The following is a 19,902-nucleotide window of genomic DNA, read 5'->3' on the forward strand; positions in this document are numbered from 1 at the left end:
GGTGGCGTTGTCCTTTTCTCTTCAGCGCAGGCGCGGATTGAGCGCGTCGCGCAGCCAGTCACCGAGCAGATTCACGCTGAGCGCGATGAGCACCAGCATCAGGCCCGGGAACACCGTGATCCACCATTCGCCCGAGAAGAGGTACTGGTTGCCGATGCTGATGAGCGTGCCGAGCGACGGCGAAGTCGGCGGCACGCCGACGCCCAGGAACGAGAGCGTGGCCTCGGTGATGATCGCGGTCGCGACCTGGATGGTGGCCAGCACCATCACCGGCCCCATCACGTTGGGCAGCACGTGGCGCAGCATGATGCGCACGGGCGCCACGCCGGTGACGCGCGCGGCCTGCACGTATTCCTTGTTGCGCTCCACCAGCGTGGAGCCGCGCACCGTGCGCGCGTACTGCACCCAGCCCGTGAGCGAGATGGAAATGATCAGCACGCCGAACGCGAGCGACTCGTGCGCGCCCGGGAAAAGCGCGCGGCCGACGCCGGCGATGAGCAGCGCGACCAGGATCGGCGGGAACGACAGCATCACGTCGCACACGCGCATGAGGAACGAATCGAGCCAGCCGCCGAGAAAGCCGGCGAGGAGCCCGAACACCACGCCGACGACGACCGAGAGCACCACCGAGACGACGCCCACGATCATCGAAATGCGCGCGCCGTAGATGACGGCCGAGAGGATGTCGCGGCCCTGGTCATCGGTGCCGAGCAGGTACTTGGACGAGCCCTCCGCGCTCCATGCGGGCGGCAGGCGAGCGTCGCCGAGTTCGAGCGTCGCGAGGTCGAAGGGGTTGTGCGGCGAGACCCATCCGGCGAACGCCGCGCAGAACAGGCAGGCCAGCGCAATGAGCGCCGCCACCATCGCCACGGGCGAGGTGCGAAAGCTGTAGCCGACGTCGCTGTCGAGCCAGCGGGCGAGTGTTTTTTTCATCGCCGGGCCGCCCCAAGATGAAAAATGGCCCCCTCGGGGGGCAGCGGACATTGCGCAGCAAGGGGAGCGTGGGGGTTGATTTTCATCGTGAGGCAAATGGAATGGGCCCGCAAGAAGCGGGCCCATGGTCGGGCCGTCAGGCCGCCCGAGGGGCGGCCGGGGGAATCACTTGATGCTCATCCACTTGAAGTACATGAAGTTGTCGGCCAGTTGCACCAGCTCGACCTTCTTGCTCACGCCCCACGCGAGCGATTGCTGGTGCAGCGGCAGCGTGCCGATGTCGTCCGCATGCAGCTTGAAGGCTTCCTTGATGAGCTCGTTGCGCTTGGTCTTGTCGGTCTCGGACTGGATCTTCTTGGTCAGCTCGTCCAGCTTCGGGTTGCAGTACGCGCCCAGGTTGAACTGGCCCGTGCCCTTGTCGTCGGGGCAGGCGGTCAGCGAGCTCAGCGCGTTGTGCGCGTCGTAGGTGGTCGGGGTCCAGCCGAGCATGTAGAAGCTGGTGTCGCGGCGCAGGATCTTGGGGAAGTAGGTGCCCTTGGTTTCGGCGGCCAGGTTGATCTTGACGTTGATGCGCGCGAGGTTGGCGGCCACGCTCTGGCAGATCTGGCCGTCGTTCACGTAGCGGTCGTTCGGGCAGTTCATCGTGACCTCGAAGCCGTTGGGGTAGCCGGCTTCGGTCATGAGCTTCTTGGCGGCTTCCACGTCGTAGGGCAGGCGCTTGTCCTGCTCGGCGGTCCAGCCGTTGATGCCGGGGCCGACCAGGAGGCCCGTGGGCCGCGAGGCGCCGCGCATCACGGTGCGCTGGATGCCGGCGATGTCGATGGCCTGGTAGAAGGCCTGGCGAACGCGCTTGTCCTTGAACGGGTTCTTGCCCTTGATGTTGGAGTACTGCAGCTCGTCGCGTTTCTGGTCCATGCCCAGGAAGATGGTGCGCAGCTCGGGGCCGGTGATGACGCGGGCGGTGGGCGCGGCGTTGATGCGCGCGATGTCCTGCACGGGCACCGGCTCCATCACGTCGACTTCACCCGAGACCAGCGCGGCCACGCGGGTGGCGGGATTGGCGATGGGGGTGAAGACGATCTCTTGCGCGTTGCCTTCGATCTTGCCCCAGTAGGTGCCGTTGCGCGTGAACACGGTGCGCACGTTCGGCTGGCGCTCGCGCACGCGGAACGGGCCGGTGCCGTTGGCCTTGAAGGAGGCGGTGTTCTCGATGCCCTTGCGGCGGTCCACGGGCTTGGTGGCCTGGTTTTCCTCGCACCACTTCTTGCTCATGATCATGGTGAGCGAGATGACGTCGGGCAGGATCGGGAACGGGCCGTTGGTCTCGATCTCGATGGCGAGGTCGCCGACCTTGCGCACGGCCTTGATGTCGCTCAACGTGGCGCGCATGTCTGAGCCGTCGCCCTGGGCGCGCGCGAAGCTGAAGACCACGTCGTCGGCGGTGAACGGCGTGCCGTCGTGGAAGACCACGCCCTTGCGCAGCTCGAAGCGCCAGACGTTCGGCGAGGTCTGCTTCCAGCTGGTGGCCAGCAGCGGCGCAAGGCTCAGGTCCTTGTTGCGCCCCACGAGGGTTTCATAGACGTTGGCGGTGACGCTCAACTGCAGCGACTCGTTGAGCGAGTGCGGATCGAGCGACAACGCGTCGCCCTGGTTCGCGATCCGGATGGTCTGCGCGCTCGCGACCAGGCTGACGGCGCCCAGTGCGCACACGGCGGCGGCCGCGGCCACTTTTTTCTTGAAACTCATGGGGACACTCCTCGGGTTGAAATCGAACACATCACGATGCCGCGGTGGCGGCTGCTTTCCCTGGCTGCGTGCTGCGGGTAGCAGCAAGCGGCATGCCCTGCTCGATGAGGCCGGCATGCAGCGCGGCGCCCAGCGGCAGGATCTCGTCGTTGAAGTCGTAGCGGCTGTTGTGCAGGAACGCGCCTTCGCGCACGTCCTGTCCGATGCGCAGGTACGCGCCCGCCTTTTTCTGCAGCATGAAGGAGAAGTCTTCGGCGCCCATGCTGGGCTCCATGCTGCGGTCGACATTCTTGGCACCCACGAGCGACTCGGCCACGTCGGCCGCGAACATCGCCTCGGGGGCGGTGTTGATGGTGGCCGGGTAGATGCGCTCGTACTTGATGGTGGCGGTGGCGCCGAAGCCGCCGGCGATCGCCGTGCACAGCTCGGTCAGGCGCTGCTCGACCTGGGCCTGCACCCGCGCGCTGAAGGTGCGCACGGTGCCGACCAGCGTGGCCTCGCCGGGGATCACGCTCATCGCGCCGAGGTCGCCCGCCTGCACCGCGCAGATGCTGACGACGGCCGCATCGATCGGGCGCACGTTGCGCGAGACGATGGTCTGCGCCGCGGTGATGATGTGCGCGGCGACCACCACCGGGTCGATGGTCTGGTAGGCATGCGCGCCGTGGCCGCCCTTGCCCTTGATCTGGATGGTGATGCGGTCGGCCGCGGCCATCATCGCCCCGCGGTTGATGCCCACGGTGCCGGCGGGCATCGCGGGCCAGTTGTGCATGGCGTAGACGGCGTTGACCGGGAAGCGGTCGAACAGGCCGTCCTCGATCATCACGCGCGCGCCGGCGAAGCCTTCTTCGCCGGGCTGGAAGATCAGCACGGCGGTGCCGTCGAAATCGCGTGTCTCGGCCAGGTAGCGCGCGGCGCCGACCAGCATGGTGGTGTGGCCGTCGTGGCCGCAGCCGTGCATGAGGCCGTCGTTGGCGGAGCGCCAACCGAAGTCGTTGTCCTCGCGCATGGGGAGCGCGTCCATGTCGGCGCGCAGGCCGATCATGCGGCCGCTGGCAGTGGACTTGCCGCGGATCACGCCGACCACGCCGGTCTTGCCGATGCCGTCGTGGATCTCGTCGACGCCGCAGGCGCGCAATGCCTCGCGCACGCGGCCGGCGGTGTAGACCTCTTCGAAGCCGAGCTCGGGGTGTGCGTGCAGGTCGCGGCGGAAAGCCGTGATCTCGGGATAGAAACTCGCGATGTGGGCGAACGCCCTTCCGGATGCCGTGAGGCGCGGAGCCGATGCCGTCATGTTCAATGTCCTCCGGCCTTGCCCACGCGCAACCGCGGATCGACCACGAAGTACAAGAGGTCGACCACGAGGTTGATCACGACGAAGATCAAGGCGATGAGGCACAGGTAGGCGGCCATCACCGGAACGTCGGCGAAGGTCACGGCCTGGATGAACAGGAGACCCATGCCGGGCCACTGGAAGACCGACTCGGTGATGATGGCGAAGGCGATGAGGCCGCCCAGCTGCAGGCCGGTGATGGTCATCACCGGCACCAGCGTGTTCTTGAGCGCATGGCCGAAATGGATGGCGCGGTTCGAGAGGCCTCGGGCACGCGCGAACTTGATGTAGTCGGTGCGCAGCACCTCGAGCATCTCGGCGCGCACCAGCCGCATGATCAGCGTGAGCTGGAAGATCGCGAGCGTCACCGCCGGCAGCACGATGTGGTGCCAGCCATCGACCTTGAAGAGGCCGCTCGTCCACCAGCCGAACTGCACCGTCTCGCCGCGCCCGAAGCTCGGGAACCAGCCCAGCAGCACAGCGAAGACGAGGATGAGCAGGATGCCGATCAGGAAGGTGGGCAGCGACACGCCGAGCAGCGAGACCGTCATGAACACCTGGCTCAAAAACGTGCCGCGGCGCAGGGCGGTGTAGACGCCCATCGGGATGCCGATGAAGAGCGCCAGCGCGGCCGCGACGAGCGCGAGTTCCAGCGTGGCCGGGAAGCGCTCGCCGATCAAGCGCGACACCTTGGCGCCCTGGCGCAGGCTCAGGCCGAACTCGCCTTGCGAGGCATTGACGAGAAAGTGCCAGAACTGCACGAAGAAGGGACGGTCGAGCCCCAAGGCGGCGCGCATTTCACGGATCTGCTCGGGCTTGGCGTCCTGGCCCAGCAGGAAGACGACGGGGTCGCCGACGTATTGGAACAAGAGGAAGGCAATGAACGCGACCGCGATCATCACGATCACGGCCTGGATCAGGCGGCGCAGTACAAAGGCAATCATTAGCAAACAAAGTGATCGGGCATGCTAGCAGTGCAAGGTGCGTGCCCGCACGGGGGTTCCCCGGGGGTGCACACACATGGTGCTCATTGCCAACACTCTGTTCTTTGCAGCGCCAAAACGAAAAAAGCCACTCGACTTGCGTCGAGTGGCTTTTGAGCTTTTAGCTTTGATGCTGGCCTACGCCAGCGTCAAATCAGAAAGCGTGACGGATACCGAAGTCGTAGCCGGTCGAGGTCTTCGGGGTGAAGCCACCGGTGGTGATGAACGACGGGCCGCCAACGGTCAGAGCTGCACCGTTCTTGTTGCTCACGCGAGCGATCGTTGCGTACAGAGCCGTGCGCTTCGACAGGTTGTGCACGTAGCCGATTGCCAGCTTGTTGGCCTTCGGGTCAGCAATACGCGGCTGGAACAGCACTTCTTGCTGGTTGTTGTCGTACTTGACAGCCGAGTACGAAGCGCGGATCAGGCCAGCACCGACCGGCACAGTCACGCCGAGCAGGTAACCGGTCAGGTCAACGTCAGGACGGCCGCCCAGGAAGGGTTCGGTTTCGTAGTCCAGCTTGTTCTTCGAGCGCGACACTTCACCGAAGAGCTTCACAGGACCGAAGTCGTACGAAGCGCCGAGGTTGAAGGTGTTGACCTTGTTGGTCGTGCCGACGTAGAACTGGTCGCCAACGGTGCTGCTGCCGTAAGCAGCTGCGATGTCCAGAGGACCGTTTGCGTAGCCGAAGCGGCCACCGACGTAACGACCTTGACGCGAGTTGTTCGCGACGTCAGGCGTAGCGGTGCCAGGGCTGTACTTGGTCTTTTCGCTGAACGAGTACTGCAGTTGGCCGTAGAAACCACCCAGGTTCGGCGGCAGGAAGTAGCCGATGCTGTTGCTGGTACGGGTGTAGTTGCTGGTGCTGACATTGGTGATGCCAGGCACAGCTGCAGGAGCCGCACCGGCAAAGTTAGCGAAACCCGACGAAGCCGTGAAGACCAGGTTGGTGCCAACGCCGTTGGTGCCGAACGGATCGAACACGGTGTCGTTCCAGAACGTGGCGGAGTAGTCACGACCCAGACGCAGTTCACCGAAACCACCCGACAGGCTCACGGTCGAACGACGAGCGAACGTCGAAACGCCTTGCTGGCCGTCGTCATTGGTGATCGGGGCTTCAAGCCAGAAGCTGGCTGCCAGGCCACCACCGAGGTCTTCCGTACCACGGAAGCCCAGACGGCTGGAGTTGTAGCCCGAGTTAGCCAGTTCGCGGCGGCTTGCCTTGACGCTGCCCCGGTTCACGTAGAACGGGTTCAGGAACGTGGCGCCGTTCAGATCACGCGAGGTGGACGAGTAGCCGCTGACCGACGCGTCGACCACACCGAACAGAGTGACGGACGACTGAGCCGAGGCAACACCGGCAACAGCCAGGGCAGCCAGAGCAACTAGAGATTTTTTCATTGCAAGTTTCTCCAAGGTTAAACATAGGGCTCCGGTGCGAAGGGCTCACCGTGACTGGCACTTTGTGCTCCCACCGGACCCCGGGCCAACCTCCTTTTGGGAAGTTGTTGCTATTGCACCAGAGCCGCTTCGGCAGGGCAAAACAAATCGCCCGAAATCTCGGATGTCCACGGCGTTTCGTTGCAGTCCTGCAACAAAGGACTTAGCCCATCCGCCACACCACAATGCGGAACAAAACCGTAACTTTTTGCAGCCCTGCCGAGGTGCGGTCAAATAGCTGCATGACGCTCTTGTTAGACCCCGTCCTGACCGCGGCAGACGCGGCATTGCGCACCCTTTTTGCCCGTCCTCATGCAACCCGGGCCATGCCCGCTCCGGCGCAGGCACCCGGCGAACTGAACGAAGAACAGCGCCGCGAGGCCGGCGCATTGATGCGAGTCAACCATGTCGGGGAAGTCTGCGCACAGGCGCTTTACACCGCCCAGGCCGCCGTGGCGCGCGATCCGGCCCTGCGTGCCCAATTCGTTGAAGCCGCGCACGAAGAGACCGATCACCTGGCCTGGACGCGGCAACGCCTGGACGAACTCGGCGCCCGGCCTTCGCTGTTGAACCCGCTCTGGTATGCCGGCGCCTTCGGCCTCGGCCTTGTCGCCGGACGCCTGGGCGATCCGCTGAGCCTGGGTTTCGTCGCAGAAACCGAACGTCAGGTGGAAGCCCATCTCGACAGCCATCTGGATCGGCTTCCGTCGGCCGACAGCGCCTCCAGGGTCGTGGTCGAGCAGATGAAGCTCGACGAGGCGCGCCATGCGGCGCAAGCCATCGATGCGGGCGCCGCGGAACTACCGGCCCCGGTCAAGGGCCTGATGCGCCTGGCCTCTCGCGTGATGACCACGTTGGCGCACCGCATCTAGAAGCGCAAGCGGGTCGCCTCAGGTTTCGACCAGATCGAAACTGGTGGTGATCTCGGCGGTCTTCGCCAGCATGATGCTGGCCGAGCAATAGGTTTCGTGGCTCAACGCGACCGCGCGCTCCACCGCAGAGGCCGGAATCCCCTTGCCGGCCACGGTGAAATGCATGTGGATCTTGGTGAAAACCTTGGGGTCCTTCTCCGCGCGCTCGCTGGTCAGCTTGACGCTGCAGCGCTCGACGCGGTGGCGGCCGCGCTTCAATATCAGCACGACGTCGTAAGCGGTGCAACCGCCCGTGCCCGCAAGCACCGTTTCCATCGGCCTCGCGGCGAGGTTCTGGCCGCCGTTTTCCGGCTTGGCTGCGTCGGGGGCGCCATCCATCATCAGGACGTGGCCGCTGCCCGTTTCGGCGACGAAACCCATGGCCGAACGCGTTCCCGCGTCGCCGGTCCAACTTACTGTGCATTCCATGATTTTTCGGATTCCAGTCGGGATGCCGGGCAAAAACGCACGCTGGCATCGATTTGTATGGGAAATTTGTGTGGGAAAAGCATCACTCGCTTGTTGCAACGCAACAAACAGTCGATATACTTTATTTCATCGCGCATACGTTTGCGCTCACAGTTGTCTCCTCCACCCTTCCAATTGGTGGATTTAGCCCCGAGTTGCAAAACTCGGGGCTTTTTTCTTTCCGGACCGCCCCGGGCCACCCAGGGCGCCGCGAGTGCCGGCCGGCCGGGCGCCTCTTATCATCGCCGGCTAGCCAATGAAAACTCCCCTGGAAAAAACCGTGCGCACCGCACCCGCCCCGGCGCCCATGACGCCCCTCGCCCCCCTCACGCCCGCCGACTACCTGCGCAAGATCCTCAACGCCAAGGTCTACGACGTGGCCGTGGAGTCCGCGCTCGAGAAGGCCCGCGCGCTCAGCGAGCGCCTGGGCAACACCGTGCTGCTCAAGCGCGAAGACCAGCAACCGGTGTTCAGCTTCAAGCTGCGCGGCGCGTACAACAAGATGGCCCATCTCAGCGCCGCCCAGTTGGCCAGCGGCGTGATCTGCGCCTCGGCCGGCAATCACGCGCAAGGCGTCGCGCTCGGCGCGCGCAAGCTCGGCACCCGCGCGGTGATCGTCATGCCGGTGACCACGCCCCGGCTGAAGATCGACGCCGTGCGCGGCTTCGGCGGCGAAATCGTGCTGCACGGCGACAGCTATTCCGACGCCTACCTGCACGCCCTCGAATTGCAGAAGCAACAGAGCCTGACCTTCGTCCACCCCTTCGACGATCCGGACGTCATCGCGGGCCAGGGCACCATCGCCATGGAAATCCTGCGCCAGCACCAGGGCCCGCTCGACGCGGTCTTCGTCGCGATCGGCGGCGGCGGCCTCATCTCCGGCGTGGCCAACTACATCAAGGCCGTGCGTCCCGAGATCAAGGTGATCGGCGTCCAGATGAACGACTCCGACGCGATGATGCAATCGGTCGCGGCCCGCCAGCGCGTGAACCTGCCCGACGTGGGCCTCTTCTCCGACGGCACCGCCGTCAAGCTGGTCGGCGAGGAAACCTTCCGCATCGCCAGCGAACTGGTCGATGAATACATCGCCGTCGACACCGACGCGGTCTGCGCCGCCATCAAGGACGTCTTCGTCGACACGCGCAGCATCGTCGAACCCGCGGGCGCGCTGGCCGTGGCAGCGATCAAGCAGTACGTGGCCGGCCACGGCCGCCACGGCGAGACCTACGCGGCCATCCTGTGCGGTGCCAACATGAATTTCGACCGGCTGCGCTTCGTGGCCGAGCGCGCCGAGGTCGGCGAAGAACGCGAAGCGCTCTTCGCCGTCACGATCCCCGAGGAACGCGGCAGCTTCCGCCGCTTCTGCGAACTGGTCGGCGAACTGCCCGCGAGCGATGCCAAGGAATCCGGATCGGCCGGCGGCGCGCTGCGCAACGTGACCGAGTTCAACTACCGCATCAGCGACGCGGCCAAGGCGCACGTGTTCGTCGGCCTCACGACGTCGGCCCGCGGCGAGTCGGCCATCATCGCCAAGAGCTTCGGCGACCACGGCTTCGACGCGCTCGACCTCACGCACGACGAGCTCGCCAAGGAGCATCTGCGGCACCTGGTCGGCGGGCGCACGGGCCTTGCGCACGACGAGCGCCTGCTGCGCTTCGTGTTCCCCGAGCGTCCCGGCGCGCTGCTCAAGTTCCTGAGCCTGATGCGGCCGAACTGGAACATCAGCCTCTTTCACTACCGCAACCAGGGCGCCGACTACGGCCGCATCCTGGTCGGGCTGCAGGTGCCGGCCGGCGACGCCGCGGCCTTCGATGCGTTCCTCGAGAACCTGGGCTATCCCTGCGTCGAGGAAACGGCCAATCCGGCCTACCGGTTATTCCTGCAAGCTTGAGGCGACGTTCGCGTGCAACTAAAAAGCCGGCGTGACAGCCGGCTTTTTTTCATCGTTGCGGCAGCACGCTACTGCGCTGCTGCTGGCGCCTGACCTTGCTGCTGCTGCTGCGACGCGTCGGGCTGGGGCGCCGGCGGCGGCATCGCCACGGCCGGCATGGTGGACGGCAACACCCCAGCCGAGCGCTGCGCCGGCGCCTGGGCCGTCGCGGGCATCGGCGACACGCCCGACATCGGCGGCGGCGGCAGCCCCACGCTGATCGGCGCGCGCACCGGCAGTTGCAGCGTGAAGGCCGGCGGCCCGTCCACCTGCGCACCGAGCGTCGCGGCGCGCACGCCCACCGACTGCAGCATGTAGTTGTCGCCGACGCGCGAGCCGACGCGGAACGGCTTGGGCGGCTTGCCGTCGATGGCGATCAGCGCAGCGCCCTGGTTCGACGGATCGGCCACCACGCCCACCAGCGCGAAGCGGCTGGCCGCCTCGGGGGCTGCGGGCGCGGCCGTCTGCGCGGACACCACGCCGAGCAACCGCCCGACCGCCTCGGCATCCGCCGTGACCGAGGGCTTGGGCATCGCGGCCGCGGCGGCCACTGCGTCGACCGGCGAAGACAGGCGCAAGGCCCAGAACACCGCAGCACCGGCGGCCAGCGCCCAAAGCCCCGTCGTTGCAAGTGGGGCATGCCAGCGGGCAGCGGAGTAAGGACTTGTCATGGGCGCGGATTATCATGCAGCGCGCTTTCCGAATCATGTCGCCCAACCTATGAACAAATTCCTTCGTGCCGCTTCCCGCACCGCCCAGCGCGGCTTCACGCTGATCGAACTGATGGTGGTGCTGGTCATCATCGGCGTGCTCGCCGCGCTGATCGTGCCGAACGTGATCGAGCGCGCCGACGACGCCCGCGTGACGGCCGCCCGCACCGACATCAACAACCTGATGCAGGCGCTCAAGCTCTATCGCCTGGACAACCAGCGCTACCCCACGGCCGAACAGGGCCTGCAGTCTTTGCTCACGCGCCCCACCGTCGGCCCGGCCGCCCCGAACTGGAAGCCCTACGTCGAGAAGCTGCCCAACGATCCGTGGGGCCACCCTTACCAGTACATGAACCCGGGCATCAAGGGCGAAATCGACGTGCTCTCGTTCGGCGCCGATGGACAGAACGGCGGCGAGGGCAAGAATGCCGACATCGGCAGCTGGCAATAGCGGCAACGGCACATCGCGCGGCTTCACGCTGCTCGAGCTGATCATCGTGATCGCGATCATCGCGATCGCCACCGCCAGCGTGAGCTTTGCCATGCGCGACACCAACGCGGCCAAGCTCGACCGCGAAGCCGACCGGCTCGCCGCCCTTCTCGAATCCGCCCGCGCCCAGTCGCGGGCCAGCGGCGTCGCCGTGCGGTGGCGCCCCGTCGAAGGCAGCTTCGTCTTCGATGGCCTTCCCGCCGATGCGCTCCCCAGCGGCTGGGTTGCCGAAGGCATCACCGCCCAGGCGGCGCTCGGCAACGGCACGCTGGTTCCGGGGCTGCAGCTGGGGCCCGATCCGATCATCGCGGCGCAGCAGATCACGCTCTATTCCGCCGGCCCGCCCGCGCGCGCGCTGCGCATCGCCACCGACGGCCTGCGCCCCTTCACCGTCTTCCCCGTGCCATGAGACTGCGGCGCACGTTGGCCAGCGGCGGCTTCACGCTGATCGAAGTGCTGATCGCGCTGGGCATCGTCGCGCTCGCGCTGGCCGCGGGGTCGCAGGCCACCATGTCGCTCACGCGCAATGCGCAGCGCCAGTCCGACCTGGTGCTGGCCGACCTCTGCGCCGAAAACGAACTCGCCAAGGCCCGGCTCGCGCGGCAGATGCCGGCCGTGGGCGACTCGGGCTCCATCTGCGTGCAGGCCGGCGTTTCGTTCAACGTGACGACCTCGACCGTGCCCACGCTCAATCCGAACTTCCGGCGCGTGGACGTGCAGGTGCGCGACGAAGGCGACTCGCCGATCCTGCGCATCTCGACCGTGGTGGGGCGCTTCTGATGAAGACGAAGAGGAAGGCGAAAGCGCCGCGCGGCTTCACGCTGATCGAGCTGCTCGTGGCCATCTCGGTGATGGCGCTCCTCTCGCTCGTGAGCTGGCGCGGGCTGGACAGCATGTCGCGCGCCACCACGCAGAACCAGCAGCGCGCCGACGCCATCCTCACCCTGCAGGCCACGCTCGCCCAGTGGGGCGCCGACCTCGACGCGGTGACCTCGATCGCGCAGACCCGCCCCATCGACTGGGACGGCAACGTGCTGCGGCTCACGCGCCGCGGCAGCGACCCGATGGCGCCCAGCATGCAGGTGGTGGCCTGGACCCTCAGGGCGAGCGCCGAAGGCCCGCGCTGGCAGCGCTGGCAGTCGCAGGCCTTCACCACGCGCGGCGAGTGGCAGCAGGCCTGGAACCTCGCGGCCTCCTGGGCGCAAGGCGGCGGCGGCACGCAAGGCGGCTACAACGACGTGGCACTCATGCCCACCAGCGGCTGGCAGCTCTATTACTTCCGCGACAACGCCTGGACGCCCGCGAGCTCGCTGCCCACGACGCCGGCCAATCCGGCCAACCCCGCGGGCCCGATCGTCAACATGCCCGACGGCGTGCGCCTGGTGATCAGCCTGCCGCCCGGCGACGGGCTGTCGGGCACGCTCACGCGCGATTGGGTCAAGCCGATCGTGGGGGGTGCGCGGTCATGACGAGGCGCGTTCCTGCATTCATGCGCCGTGCACGCGGTGCACGCGGTGCACGCGGTGCATGCGGTGCACGCGGTGCATGCGGTGCGCGCCGCCAGTCCGGCGCCGCCCTGCTCGCCGCGATGCTGACGGTGATGCTCGTGGCCACCTTCTCCGCGGCAGCGCTGTGGCAGCAATGGCGCGCGGCCGAAGTCGAAGGCGCCGAGCGCGCGCGCGTGCAGGCGGCCTGGGTGCTGATCGGCGCGCTCGATTGGTCGCGCCTGATCCTGGCCGAAGACGGCCGCGCCGGCGGCCCCGACCACCTGGGCGAACCGTGGGCCGTGCCGCTTGAAGAGGCGCGCCTCACCAGCTTTCTCTCGGCCGAGAAGAACGTGGCGAGCGACAACCTCGATGGCCTGCCCGACGCGTTTCTCTCGGGCCGCATCGTCGATGCCCAGTCCAGGCTCAACGTGCTGACGCTGGTCGATGCGGGCAAGCCGGTGCCGGCCAGCGTCGCCACTTTCACCCGGCTCTTCAACCTGCTGGGCCTGCCGGCTTCGGAACTCAGCCAGATGACCACGGGGCTCGCCAGGGCGCTGTCCACCGGCACCGACGAGGCCTCGGGCGGCGGCGATGCGGGCAATGCGCCGCTGATGCCGCAGGAGGTCTCGCAACTGGTGTGGCTCGGGCTCTCGCCCTCGACCGCTGCCGCCATCGAGCCCTACGTGACGATCCTGCCGGTGCGCACCACGCTCAACCTCAACACCGCCAGCGCCGAGGCCATCAGCGCCAGCATGGAAAACCTGCCGATCGCCAGCGCGCGGCAGCTGGTGGACAGGCGCACCCGCTCCTATTTCAAGACCATCGACGAGGCCAACGCCGGGCTGCCCAGCGGCGGCTCCCGCTTCAACGCGGCCCAGCACGGCGTGGGCACCCAGTTCTTCGAGGTCTACGGGCGCCTGCGCCTGGACCGCACCTGGGTCGAGGAGCACTCGCTCCTGCAGCGCAACGGTGTCACGGTGACGACGGTCTGGCGCACCCGCGGCGCCGGCGCAACAACCACTCCGGTCAAACCCTGAGTGTGGTTTACATATATTGATCAAAACGCCTTATAACGCCCGTCACATCTGTCGAGTACGCTATTTAAATAATAGCAATTGACTGTCAGACGCCCTCCTACAATCACCGGCTTTTCCGACACCCCCTCCATGACCCCGCTGCTGCTCATTGCCCCACTGCCTCCGGCCGACGCCGCGGGTGAGTACGACTGGGCCCAGGCCGGCGACGACGGCATTGCATTGCGCAACCAGGGCCGCGCGCTGCTGGCGCTCCTGCCCTCGGGCAGCGAAGTCACGCTCGGCATTCCTTCGGCGGCGCTGTCGTGGCACCGCGTCACGCTGCCCAAGGGCAGCATGGGCAGCGCCTCGAAGCTGCGCGCCGTGCTCGACGGCCTGCTCGAAGAGCACCTGCTCGACGACCCCGAGGCCCTGCACTTCGCGCTGGAACCCGACGCGAAGGCCGGCGGGCCGGTGTGGGTGGCCGCCTGCAACCGCATCTGGCTGCGCAGCATCGTGCAGGGGCTCGAAGCGACCGGCCGCCGTGTCGTGCGCATCGTTCCTGAATTCGCGCCGCAGACGGCCGACGGCCCGCCGCTGCTGCAGATCACCGGCGAACCGGAAGCCCCGCAGCTCACCGTGAGCGATGCCGACGGCGTGGTCTCGCTGCCGCTCGCCGGCGCGGGGCTCGCGCTCTCGGGCGGCCTGCCGCTCGACACCGCGGTCATCACCACCGAGCCCGCGGTCGCCGAGGCGGCCGAGCACCTCCTGGAGCGCCGCGTGCCGATCGTGCAGGCGCCGCAGCGCTGGCTCAACGCCGCGCGCACGCCGTGGGAGCTCGCGCAGTTCGACCTCGCCGCAACGGGCCGCGCGCGCGCCGGCAAGAAATTCGCATCGGTGCTGCAGACGCTGCGCTACGCACCCGAATGGCGCGCCGCGCGCTGGGGCGTCGTCGTGCTGCTGCTGACCCAATTGATCGGCCTCAATGCCTGGGCCTGGAAGGAGCGCAACGCGCTCGAGGCCAAGCGGCAGGCCGCCAAGACCGTCCTCACGCAGACCTTTCCCTCGGTGAAGATCGTGATCGACCCGCAACTGCAGATGACGCGCGAAGTCGCGGCGCTGCAGCAGGCCGTGGGCGACGTGGCCGCAACCGATTTCGAACCCATGGTCGGCGCCCTCGCCACCAACCTTCCGCCCGGCCGCACGCCGTCGGCCGTCGACTACAGCGGTGGCCAGCTGCGCCTGCGCGGCCTCGGGCTGCAGCCGTCGGAGGTCTCGCAGATCACCGGCGCGATGGCGCCGCGCGGCTACAGCGTGCGCACCGAGGGCGATCTGCTGCTCGTGCAGGCCGAGGCCACTCCCCGATGAACTTCAGCGAACAACTCAAGGCCCGCTGGGCCGCCCTCGCGATGCGCGAACGCCAGATGGTCGGCGGCGCCATCGCGCTCGTGGCACTGGCCTTGCTCTGGTGGATTGCGCTCGCCCCCGCGTTGCGCACGTTGGCCGCGGCACCGGCCGAACACGCGCAGCTCGATGCGCAATTGCAGCAGATGGCCACCTTGCAGAACCGCGCGAAAGCGCTGCAGTCGCAACCGCGCCTGGCTCGCGACGACGCGCTGCGCTCGCTCGAAACCTCGGTGCGAGAAGGTCTCGGCGTCAACAACGCGCAACTCATGACGGCCGGCGGCGATGGCGCCACCGTCACGCTGCGCGCCACGCCCGCCAGCACGGTCGCCCAGTGGCTCGCGCAGGCGCGCGGCAATGCGCATGCGGTGCCGCGCGAAGTGCACCTGACACGCGCGCCCGCCACCCCGCCGGCGCCGGGCAACAAAGACGCCCCGCAGCTTCCGCAGGTCCGCTGGGAGGGCACGGTCGTGATGGCATTGCCCGCCCCCCGATGAACAGCCCGGCATGGTGACGCGCGCTCCTCTTTCCCCGCTCTCCGAGCCCAAGCCGCGGCGCGGCTGGCGCTGGGCCCTCGTCGGCATCGCGATCGGCGCGGTGCTCGCGGTGGCGCTGTTCGCCCCCGCGCGCTGGCTCGCCTCGGCGCTGTCCAGCTGGAGCCAGGGCCGGTTGCTGCTGGTCAATCCGCGCGGCACGGTCTGGAACGGCGCGGCCGCCGTGGTGTTCGCCAGCGGCTCCGGCAGCGCGCAGGCCGTCTCGCTCCCCGGCCTCCTGCACTGGCGCCTGCGGCCCAGCTTCAGCGGCATCTTCGCCTCGCTCGATTTGCCCTGCTGTGCCCCGCGCCCTCTCGAACTCAAGGCCAGCCCGCGCGGCAACGGCATGAAGGTCGACTGGCTGGACGGCCGCTCGCGCTGGCCCGCCACGATGCTCACGGGCCTGGGCGCGCCGTGGAACACGCTCAAGCTCGACGGCGCGCTCGACCTTTCCACCAAGGCCTTCTCGCTGCAATGGGACGGCCCCGTGCTGCGCATCGCGGGCCAGGCCACGCTCGATGCCACGGATGTTTCCTCCAGCCTGTCGACCCTCAAGCCGATGGGCAGCTACCGGCTCTCGCTCGAAGGCGGCAACAGCCCCACGCTCCTGCTGAGCACGCGCGAAGGCAGCCTGCAGCTGAACGGCAGCGGCAGCTGGAACGGCACAACCTTTCGCTTCAACGGCGAAGCCAGTGCCGCGGCCGGCCGCGAAGACGCTCTTTCCAATTTGTTGAACATCATCGGACGGCGCGACAACGCGCGTTCGATCATCACCCTGGGTTGACCATGATGAAGCCACTGTCCACGCCCGGCGCTCGCCTGGGCATCGTCGCGCTCGCGGCGCGCCTGCTGATCGCGGCGTCGTTCCTGCAGGTGCTGCCGCCCGCCTTCGCGCAGGGCGACGCGCCGCGCCGCGGCGAGCCGATCACGCTCAACTTCTCCAACGCCGACATCGAGGCCGTGGCGCGCACCATGGCGGTGGTCACCGGGCGCGACGTGGTGGTCGATCCGCGCGTGAAGGGCACGATGAACCTGGTGACCGACCGCGCCATCCAGCCGGCCGCCGCCTTCAACCAGTTCGCCTCGGCGCTGCGCCTGCAGGGCTTTGCGGTGGTGGAGGCCGACGGCCTCTACAAGGTGGTGCCAGAGGCCGACGCCAAGCTGCAGAGCAGCACGGTGAACACCTCGATCGGCGCCACCGCATCGTCGGGCAGCAACCAGATCGTCACGCAGATCTTCCGGCTCAACTACGAATCGCCCAACAGCCTGCTGCCAGTGCTGCGCCCGCTGATTCCGCCGAACAACACCATCAACGTGAACCCGGGCAACAACTCGCTCGTGATCACCGACTACGCCGACAACATGCGCCGCCTGGCGCGCATCATCGCGGCGCTCGACGTGCCCAATGCGTCGGACATCGAGATCATCCAGCTGAAGCACTCGGTCGCCAGCGACCTGCTGCCGCTGGTGCAGCGGCTGGTCGACGGCAGCGGTTCGGGCGCGGCACCGGGTGCTGCGCCGGGCGCGGTCGATGCGTCGTTCCGCACCACGCTGCTGGCCGATCCGCGCAGCAATTCGCTGATCCTGCGCGCGGCCAACCCGGCGCGCGCGCAGCTGGTGCGCACGCTGGTCGAGAAGCTCGACCGCGCGCCCGCGGAAAGCAGCAACGGCCTGGCCGGCAACATCTACGTGGTCTACCTGAAGAACGCCGATGCGGTGCGCCTGGCAGCCACGCTGCGCGCCGCGATGGCGGCCAACCAGCAGTCCACGCCGGGCTCGCCCGGTGCCGCTGGCGGCGGCGGCAGCAGCCCCGCGCCGCAGCAGGCCAGCTTCCAGCAAAACAACCAGAACAGCTTGAGCGGCAACAGCGGACAGGGCGGCTCCGCAGCCGCCAATGCGCCGCTGAACAACGCCAACCAGCCTTCGACCGGAGGCCAGATCCAGGCCGACCCGTCGACCAACTCGCTGATCATCACGGCGCCCGAGCCGCAGTACCGGCAGATGCGCGCGGTGATCGACCGGCTCGACGGCCGGCGCGCGCAAGTGATGATCGAGGCGCTGATCGTCGAGGTGAACGCCACCAAGGCGGCCAGCTTCGGCGTGCAATGGCAGAGCGCGCTGGGCAACAACGCGCTCATCGGCACCAACTCGTCGCTCAGCGGCGCGAACATCCTGGCGCTGACGCAGGCCATCGCCACCAAGAACCCGGCCGGCATCCAGCTCGGACAGGGCCTGAACCTGGGCATCGCCGGCAAGATCGGCGGCCAGTACATCCTGGGCGCCATTGCCAACTTCTTCAGCAACGACAACGACGCCAACGTGCTGTCCACGCCCAACCTGCTGACGCTGGACAACGAAGAGGCCAAGATCGTGATCGGCCAGAACGTGCCCTTCCCCACCGGCTCGTACGCGAGCACCTCGGGCTCGGTGGGCATCAACCCGTTCACCACCGTGGAGCGCAAGGACGTGGGCCTCACACTGCGCGTGCGCCCCACGATCAACGAGAACGGCACCGTGAAGATGCAGATCTTCCAGGAGATCTCCAGCGTCGCGGCCGGCACGCTGACCGACCCGAACGGCCCCACGACGGACAAGCGCTCGCTCGAGTCGAGCGTGCTGGTGGACGACGGCGGCCTCGTGATGCTCGGCGGCCTGCTGTCGGACACCTACGGCACCAGCATCGACAAGGTGCCGCTGGCGGGCGACATCCCGGTGGTGGGCAACCTCTTCAAGAGCGAGAACCGCTCGCGCAGCAAGAAGAACCTCATGATGTTCCTGCGCCCGGTGGTGATGCGCGACGCCGCATCGACCGAGGCCTTCGCCTACGACCGCTACGACCAGATCCGCGGCCTGCAGCAGGTGGTGCAGCCCAATGCCGACAACGTGATGCTGCGCTCCGTCGATGCGGCGCCGATCCTGCCGCCCTCGCCGCCGCTGGGCACCACGACCGGCCGCAGCGGCGGCCTGCGCGAGCAGGGCACGCAACTGATCCCGCCGCCCGCGTTGCCGGCCGACAACCGCAAGCTCGCCCCGAGCCCCCTGCGGGGCGCCCTGCCGCCCACCGCCGACCCGGTCAGCGCGCGCGAACTGCCTTGATGCCCATGCGCTACCCGCTTCCCTACGCGTTCGCACGCAGCCAGCAACTCCTTCTCGAAGAAGCCGACGACGGCCGCTACACGCTGTGGATGTCGTCGCACCCCGCGCGCAGCGCGGTCGGCGAGGTGGCGCGCAAGTACAGCGTGCAGGCCTTCGAGGTGCTGGCCGACGCGGCGCTCGCGCAGCGCATCAGCGCGGCCTACGCGCAGGGCGAATCGAGCGCCGCCGCGGTGGTGAGCGAAGTGCAGAACGACGCCGACCTCTCGCGCATGATGCAGGAGCTGCCGGCGGTCGAAGACTTGCTGGCCAGCGCCGGCGACGCGCCCATCATCCGCATGCTCAATGCGCTGCTCACGCAGGCCGCGCGCGACGGCGCGAGCGACATCCACATCGAGCCCTACGAGCGGACCTCCTCCGTGCGCTTTCGCATCGACGGCACGCTGCGCGAGGTGGTGCAGCCCAACCGCGCGCTGCACGCCGCGCTGATCTCGCGCCTGAAGATCATGGCCGACCTCGATATCTCCGAGAAACGGCTGCCGCAGGACGGGCGCATCAGCTTGCGCATCGGCACGCGCGCGGTCGACGTGCGCGTCTCCACGCTGCCGAGCGCGCACGGCGAACGCGCGGTGCTGCGTTTGCTGGACAAGAGCGAATCGAAACTCACGCTCGAATCGGTGGGCATGCAGGGCGACACGCTGCAGCGCTTCGAAAAACTCATCACGCAGCCGCACGGCATCATCCTGGTGACCGGGCCGACCGGCTCGGGCAAGACCACCACGCTGTATGCGGCGCTCGCCCGGCTCGATGCGAGCCGCAGCAACATCATGACGGTGGAAGACCCCATCGAATACGAGCTGCCGGGCGTGGGCCAGACGCAGATCAACGCGAAGATCGAGCTCACCTTCGCCAAGGCCCTGCGCGCGATCCTGCGGCAGGACCCGGACGTGATCATGATCGGCGAAATCCGCGACTTCGAGACCGCGCAGATCGCCATCCAGGCCTCGCTCACCGGCCACCTGGTGCTCGCGACGCTGCACACCAACGATTCGGTGAGCGCCGTCACGCGGCTCACCGACATGGGCGTCGAGCCTTTCCTCTTGAGCTCGTCGCTCCTGGGCGTGCTCGCGCAGCGCCTCGTGCGCAAGGTCTGCACGAGCTGCGGTGGCGCGGGCTGCGACGTCTGCGGGCAAACGGGCTACCAGGGCCGCACCGGCATCTTCGAATTGCTGGTGGCCGACGAAACCGTGCAGGGCCTCATCCACAGCAAGGCGGCCGAGAGCGAACTGCTGCAGGCCGGCGCGCGCGGCGGCCTCAGGCTCATGCGCGAAGACGGCGAACGGCTGGTGCAGGCGGGCATCACCTCGCGCGCAGAGCTCTTGCGCGTCACACGCGACTAGCGGCCAGCGCCCCACCTCGCCACACTC

At 67.7% G+C, this 19,902-nt stretch carries 19 protein-coding genes; 12 read left to right on the forward strand and 7 right to left on the reverse strand.

Translation table 11 applies throughout. The features are described from left to right. Window positions 1–21: 21 nt before the first annotated feature. The 5 genes from ACZYRS_RS27305 to ACZYRS_RS27325 all read right to left on the reverse strand — a co-directional run bounded on the left by ACZYRS_RS27305 (window position 22) and on the right by ACZYRS_RS27325 (window position 6,397). Window positions 22–933, reverse strand: a complete 912-nt coding sequence (locus ACZYRS_RS27305; protein WP_198789215.1) for an ABC transporter permease — start codon at window positions 931–933, stop codon at window positions 22–24. 165 nt (window positions 934–1,098) lie between these two features. After that, window positions 1,099–2,679, reverse strand: coding sequence for an ABC transporter substrate-binding protein (locus ACZYRS_RS27310; protein ID WP_198789216.1), 1,581 nt, complete (start codon window positions 2,677–2,679; stop codon window positions 1,099–1,101). Window positions 2,680–2,710: 31 nt separating this feature from the next. Then, window positions 2,711–3,973 (reverse strand): M20 aminoacylase family protein, encoded by a 1,263-nt coding sequence (locus tag ACZYRS_RS27315; RefSeq protein WP_463421712.1) that lies wholly within the window; start codon window positions 3,971–3,973, stop codon window positions 2,711–2,713. Window positions 3,974–3,975: 2 nt separating this feature from the next. Continuing rightward, window positions 3,976–4,956 carry an ABC transporter permease gene (locus tag ACZYRS_RS27320; protein WP_198789218.1) on the reverse strand — a complete coding sequence of 327 codons (981 nt, stop codon included), beginning with the start codon at window positions 4,954–4,956 and terminating at the stop codon, window positions 3,976–3,978. A gap of 193 nt (window positions 4,957–5,149) precedes the next feature. Further along, window positions 5,150–6,397 (reverse strand): porin, encoded by a 1,248-nt coding sequence (locus ACZYRS_RS27325; protein WP_463421713.1) that lies wholly within the window; start codon window positions 6,395–6,397, stop codon window positions 5,150–5,152. A 281-nt stretch (window positions 6,398–6,678) separates the two neighbouring features. On the opposite strand from ACZYRS_RS27325, the gene coq7 reads away from it, so the two are divergent. Further along, window positions 6,679–7,308, forward strand: coding sequence for a 2-polyprenyl-3-methyl-6-methoxy-1,4-benzoquinone monooxygenase (gene coq7, locus ACZYRS_RS27330; protein ID WP_463421714.1), 630 nt, complete (start codon window positions 6,679–6,681; stop codon window positions 7,306–7,308). Between the two features lie 18 nt (window positions 7,309–7,326). On the opposite strand, the gene ACZYRS_RS27335 is transcribed toward coq7, so the two are convergent. Continuing rightward, window positions 7,327–7,776, reverse strand: coding sequence for an OsmC family protein (locus ACZYRS_RS27335; protein ID WP_198789259.1), 450 nt, complete (start codon window positions 7,774–7,776; stop codon window positions 7,327–7,329). A 295-nt stretch (window positions 7,777–8,071) separates the two neighbouring features. Here ACZYRS_RS27335 and ilvA point away from each other — a divergent pair, with 295 nt between their 5' ends. Next, on the forward strand, window positions 8,072–9,706 hold the full coding sequence (gene ilvA / locus ACZYRS_RS27340; protein WP_463421715.1) for a threonine ammonia-lyase, biosynthetic: 1,635 nt from the start codon (window positions 8,072–8,074) through the stop codon (window positions 9,704–9,706). Window positions 9,707–9,774: 68 nt separating this feature from the next. Here ilvA and ACZYRS_RS27345 read toward each other — a convergent pair whose 3' ends face one another. Then, window positions 9,775–10,416 (reverse strand): type II secretion system protein N, encoded by a 642-nt coding sequence (locus ACZYRS_RS27345; RefSeq protein WP_463421716.1) that lies wholly within the window; start codon window positions 10,414–10,416, stop codon window positions 9,775–9,777. A 49-nt stretch (window positions 10,417–10,465) separates the two neighbouring features. Between ACZYRS_RS27345 and gspG the strand changes: the two genes are divergently transcribed. The 10 genes from gspG (at window position 10,466) to ACZYRS_RS27395 (ending at window position 19,875) form a co-directional block, all read left to right on the forward strand. After that, window positions 10,466–10,906, forward strand: a complete 441-nt coding sequence (gene gspG / locus ACZYRS_RS27350) for a type II secretion system major pseudopilin GspG (RefSeq protein ID WP_013539627.1) — start codon at window positions 10,466–10,468, stop codon at window positions 10,904–10,906. After that, on the forward strand, window positions 10,881–11,354 hold the full coding sequence (locus ACZYRS_RS27355; protein ID WP_463421717.1) for a prepilin-type N-terminal cleavage/methylation domain-containing protein: 474 nt from the start codon (window positions 10,881–10,883) through the stop codon (window positions 11,352–11,354). Before gspG ends, ACZYRS_RS27355 begins: the two co-directional genes overlap by 26 nt. Beyond that, a complete protein-coding gene (gene gspI, locus ACZYRS_RS27360) occupies window positions 11,351–11,725 on the forward strand; it encodes a type II secretion system minor pseudopilin GspI (RefSeq protein ID WP_198789223.1) in 375 nt (124 codons plus the stop codon). The genes ACZYRS_RS27355 and gspI overlap by 4 nt, the downstream gene beginning before the upstream one ends. Next, the gene (locus tag ACZYRS_RS27365; RefSeq protein WP_463421718.1) at window positions 11,725–12,414 is read left to right on the forward strand and encodes a PulJ/GspJ family protein; all 690 of its coding nucleotides are present in this window, start codon (window positions 11,725–11,727) and stop codon (window positions 12,412–12,414) included. Before gspI ends, ACZYRS_RS27365 begins: the two co-directional genes overlap by 1 nt. A gap of 119 nt (window positions 12,415–12,533) precedes the next feature. Then, entirely contained in the window at window positions 12,534–13,469 is a 936-nt protein-coding gene (gene gspK / locus ACZYRS_RS27370) for a type II secretion system minor pseudopilin GspK (RefSeq protein WP_463422548.1), read from the forward strand. A gap of 129 nt (window positions 13,470–13,598) precedes the next feature. Then, the gene (gene gspL / locus ACZYRS_RS27375) at window positions 13,599–14,813 is read left to right on the forward strand and encodes a type II secretion system protein GspL (protein WP_463421719.1); all 1,215 of its coding nucleotides are present in this window, start codon (window positions 13,599–13,601) and stop codon (window positions 14,811–14,813) included. Beyond that, window positions 14,810–15,346: a type II secretion system protein GspM gene (gene gspM, locus ACZYRS_RS27380; RefSeq protein WP_463421720.1), complete on the forward strand. Its 537-nt coding sequence runs from the start codon at window positions 14,810–14,812 to the stop codon at window positions 15,344–15,346. Before gspL ends, gspM begins: the two co-directional genes overlap by 4 nt. Before the next feature lie 10 nt (window positions 15,347–15,356). Continuing rightward, window positions 15,357–16,166, forward strand: a complete 810-nt coding sequence (gene gspN, locus ACZYRS_RS27385; RefSeq protein ID WP_198789228.1) for a type II secretion system protein N — start codon at window positions 15,357–15,359, stop codon at window positions 16,164–16,166. 2 nt (window positions 16,167–16,168) lie between these two features. After that, window positions 16,169–18,478 carry a type II secretion system secretin GspD gene (gene gspD / locus ACZYRS_RS27390; protein WP_463421721.1) on the forward strand — a complete coding sequence of 770 codons (2,310 nt, stop codon included), beginning with the start codon at window positions 16,169–16,171 and terminating at the stop codon, window positions 18,476–18,478. Between the two features lie 5 nt (window positions 18,479–18,483). Then, a complete protein-coding gene (locus ACZYRS_RS27395) occupies window positions 18,484–19,875 on the forward strand; it encodes a GspE/PulE family protein (protein ID WP_198789230.1) in 1,392 nt (463 codons plus the stop codon). The last annotated feature ends 27 nt before the right edge of the window (window positions 19,876–19,902 follow it).

This window comes from Variovorax sp. AC194 (assembly GCF_979257995.1).

Bases quoted from the DNA above. Each gene is read 5' to 3' on its own strand.
- ACZYRS_RS27305 (WP_198789215.1), bottom strand. From the start codon at position 933: ATGAAAAAAACACTCGCCCGCTGGCTCGACAGCGACGTCGGCTACAGC.
- ACZYRS_RS27310 (WP_198789216.1), bottom strand. From the start codon at position 2,679: ATGAGTTTCAAGAAAAAAGTGGCCGCGGCCGCCGCCGTGTGCGCACTG.
- ACZYRS_RS27315 (WP_463421712.1), bottom strand. From the start codon at position 3,973: ATGACGGCATCGGCTCCGCGCCTCACGGCATCCGGAAGGGCGTTCGCC.
- ACZYRS_RS27320 (WP_198789218.1), bottom strand. From the start codon at position 4,956: ATGATTGCCTTTGTACTGCGCCGCCTGATCCAGGCCGTGATCGTGATG.
- ACZYRS_RS27325 (WP_463421713.1), bottom strand. From the start codon at position 6,397: ATGAAAAAATCTCTAGTTGCTCTGGCTGCCCTGGCTGTTGCCGGTGTT.
- coq7 (WP_463421714.1), top strand. From the start codon at position 6,679: ATGACGCTCTTGTTAGACCCCGTCCTGACCGCGGCAGACGCGGCATTG.
- ACZYRS_RS27335 (WP_198789259.1), bottom strand. From the start codon at position 7,776: ATGGAATGCACAGTAAGTTGGACCGGCGACGCGGGAACGCGTTCGGCC.
- ilvA (WP_463421715.1), top strand. From the start codon at position 8,072: ATGAAAACTCCCCTGGAAAAAACCGTGCGCACCGCACCCGCCCCGGCG.
- ACZYRS_RS27345 (WP_463421716.1), bottom strand. From the start codon at position 10,416: ATGACAAGTCCTTACTCCGCTGCCCGCTGGCATGCCCCACTTGCAACG.
- gspG (WP_013539627.1), top strand. From the start codon at position 10,466: ATGAACAAATTCCTTCGTGCCGCTTCCCGCACCGCCCAGCGCGGCTTC.
- ACZYRS_RS27355 (WP_463421717.1), top strand. From the start codon at position 10,881: ATGCCGACATCGGCAGCTGGCAATAGCGGCAACGGCACATCGCGCGGC.
- gspI (WP_198789223.1), top strand. From the start codon at position 11,351: ATGAGACTGCGGCGCACGTTGGCCAGCGGCGGCTTCACGCTGATCGAA.
- ACZYRS_RS27365 (WP_463421718.1), top strand. From the start codon at position 11,725: ATGAAGACGAAGAGGAAGGCGAAAGCGCCGCGCGGCTTCACGCTGATC.
- gspK (WP_463422548.1), top strand. From the start codon at position 12,534: ATGCTGACGGTGATGCTCGTGGCCACCTTCTCCGCGGCAGCGCTGTGG.
- gspL (WP_463421719.1), top strand. From the start codon at position 13,599: ATGACCCCGCTGCTGCTCATTGCCCCACTGCCTCCGGCCGACGCCGCG.
- gspM (WP_463421720.1), top strand. From the start codon at position 14,810: ATGAACTTCAGCGAACAACTCAAGGCCCGCTGGGCCGCCCTCGCGATG.
- gspN (WP_198789228.1), top strand. From the start codon at position 15,357: ATGGTGACGCGCGCTCCTCTTTCCCCGCTCTCCGAGCCCAAGCCGCGG.
- gspD (WP_463421721.1), top strand. From the start codon at position 16,169: ATGATGAAGCCACTGTCCACGCCCGGCGCTCGCCTGGGCATCGTCGCG.
- ACZYRS_RS27395 (WP_198789230.1), top strand. From the start codon at position 18,484: ATGCGCTACCCGCTTCCCTACGCGTTCGCACGCAGCCAGCAACTCCTT.